The following is a 1,902-nucleotide window of genomic DNA, read 5'->3' on the forward strand; positions in this document are numbered from 1 at the left end:
CTGCCGAAATCTGCTGCGGTTCGGAACGCTCATGGTGATCACCCTATCTGAGTAGGCGGTACGTGGTCACAAGTAGATACCACGTACCGCCTACTTGACACGACCGTGATCCGATTGTCTACTCATGATTACGCGGTACGTACCGCGTAGACAAGGAGGCGGCCCCGGTGTCCTACCACCGGGGCCGCCGATACCGGACCACAGCCTGAAGGAGCTGGCCCGATGCTCTCCATCATCCCCCGCCCCCGCCCCGCGAGCGAGACCGCGCTCAACCTCGACGCCCTCGCCTACATCGTCGCCAACCTGGCCCCGGAGCTGTGGGTGCCGGCCGACGACGACGCCGCCCACCGCGACGCGGCCCGCGACATCCTCGACGAGCTGCTGCACGAGTTCGACGCCGAGGCGGTGGCCGCGTGACCGCCTGCTGCCCCCGCTGCGACACCGCCCTGGACGGCGGCCCGGTCCTCTTCCGCTGCGACACCTGCAAGAAGTCGGTCTACGCCGCCGACCTGCGCACCGAGTGCGAGGTGGCGGCCCGATGAGCACCGCGATCCCGGCCCCCGAGCCGAACCCGGACGAGATCTCTCGCGGCCTGGCCGCGATCGAGCAGCATCTCGCGGCCCTCGCACCGACCGCACCCGTAGCACCACTCGCACAGGTCGCACCCCCGGCCCCGGCCGAGCTGGTCGACGACGAGGACGAGGACGAGCAGACCCCGGCCGAAGTGCCGGCCGACGTCGACGAGGGCGAGACCAAGCGGGTCCGCACGATGCGCGCTCGGGTCGCTGAGGCTCACCGCCTGGTCGAGCTCCAGGAGGACGAGGCGCCGCTGCTGGTCGACACCAGCAAGGTCCGTAAGCGTCGCGGCAAGGTGGCCGAGGCCGCCCGCCTCTACGCGCTGAGCCAGGACCCGAACGCGCTGGCCTGGCAGGACGCCCGCGTCCGGCGGATCAGCACGGCCATGTCCATGTCGGCGGCCACCATCGCCTTGGGCGTGTCCTCGATCGGCGTGCAGGCGTCGGTCGCCAAGGGCCTCAAGCTCGACCACGGCACGGTCGGCTGGTGGGCCGCCTACGGCGTCGAGCCGATCCTGTCGCTGCCGCTGCTGGCGGCTGTCGCGGTGCAGGCTTACGCCGCGATGCGCGGGCGTCCGGTCGACCGCAAGAGCCCCGAGGGGCGCAAGCTCCTCAAGACCGAGGCGCTGCTGCTCGGTCTGACCCTCGTGCTGAACTGCTGGCCCGCGATCCAGTGGAGCGGGTTCGACGCGCTGCCGCTGATCGTTCACGCGCTCGGACCGATCGGCGCGGTCACCGCGATCTGGCTCCTGCCGACGCTCTGGTCGGTCCTGGCGGCCCTGCCTGTACCGGCCCGTACCGGCGGCCGTACTGGCGGGAGTATCAGCGCAAACGCCGCCACGGCGACGCCTGAGGAGTACAGCGCCGACCGCGTCCAGTACACGCCGAACAAGATCGAGACGCTCGCCGCCAAGGTGCGGCAGATGATCGCGGCGGGCGAGCTTCCCGCAGACCCGGGCATCCAGAAAATCCGCGCGGCGCTCGGCATCGGCGCCGAGGTCGCCACCAAGGTCAAGAACGCCCTGGGCGGTGTGGCGTGAGCGCCCCGAAGCGGAACGAGACGGTGATCGGCCACCTGGCCGCGATCGCGATCCTGTCCGCTCTGGCCTGGTGGGGCCTGTCCCTCACCGCCCTGCACCCGCTCGTCATCGCGTGGCTGTCCGGCGCCGTCGCCGGGGCCGTGGCCACGCTGCGGGCGACCCGGGCCGCCGGCCGCAAGGTCGCGGCGGCCTCGACCAAGACCACCACCAAGCGCAGCAGCAGGTGACGTGATGACGACGAACGAGACCCCCGCCGCCCCGGTCGACGACCTCGACCGGCTCCGGGG

At 71.4% G+C, this 1,902-nt stretch carries 4 protein-coding genes; all 4 read left to right on the forward strand.

Annotated features, from left to right (window positions below):
* Positions 1 to 222 precede the first annotated feature (222 nt).
* From IMZ11_RS42145 to IMZ11_RS42155, 4 genes are read left to right on the forward strand one after another with little or no spacing between them, the layout of a single operon-like run.
* Entirely contained in the window at positions 223 to 417 is a 195-nt protein-coding gene (locus tag IMZ11_RS42145; RefSeq protein ID WP_228649124.1) for a hypothetical protein, read from the forward strand.
* Complete coding sequence (locus IMZ11_RS45870; protein WP_255708071.1) at positions 414 to 542, forward strand: hypothetical protein; 129 nt, start codon at positions 414 to 416, stop codon at positions 540 to 542. The genes IMZ11_RS42145 and IMZ11_RS45870 overlap by 4 nt, the downstream gene beginning before the upstream one ends.
* Entirely contained in the window at positions 539 to 1,615 is a 1,077-nt protein-coding gene (locus IMZ11_RS42150) for a hypothetical protein (protein ID WP_228649126.1), read from the forward strand. The genes IMZ11_RS45870 and IMZ11_RS42150 overlap by 4 nt, the downstream gene beginning before the upstream one ends.
* Complete coding sequence (locus IMZ11_RS42155; protein ID WP_228649128.1) at positions 1,612 to 1,842, forward strand: hypothetical protein; 231 nt, start codon at positions 1,612 to 1,614, stop codon at positions 1,840 to 1,842. Before IMZ11_RS42150 ends, IMZ11_RS42155 begins: the two co-directional genes overlap by 4 nt.
* Positions 1,843 to 1,902 lie beyond the last annotated feature (60 nt).

This window comes from Microtetraspora sp. AC03309 (assembly GCF_020826795.1).
GTDB lineage: Bacteria > Actinomycetota > Actinomycetes > Streptosporangiales > Streptosporangiaceae > Microtetraspora > Microtetraspora glauca.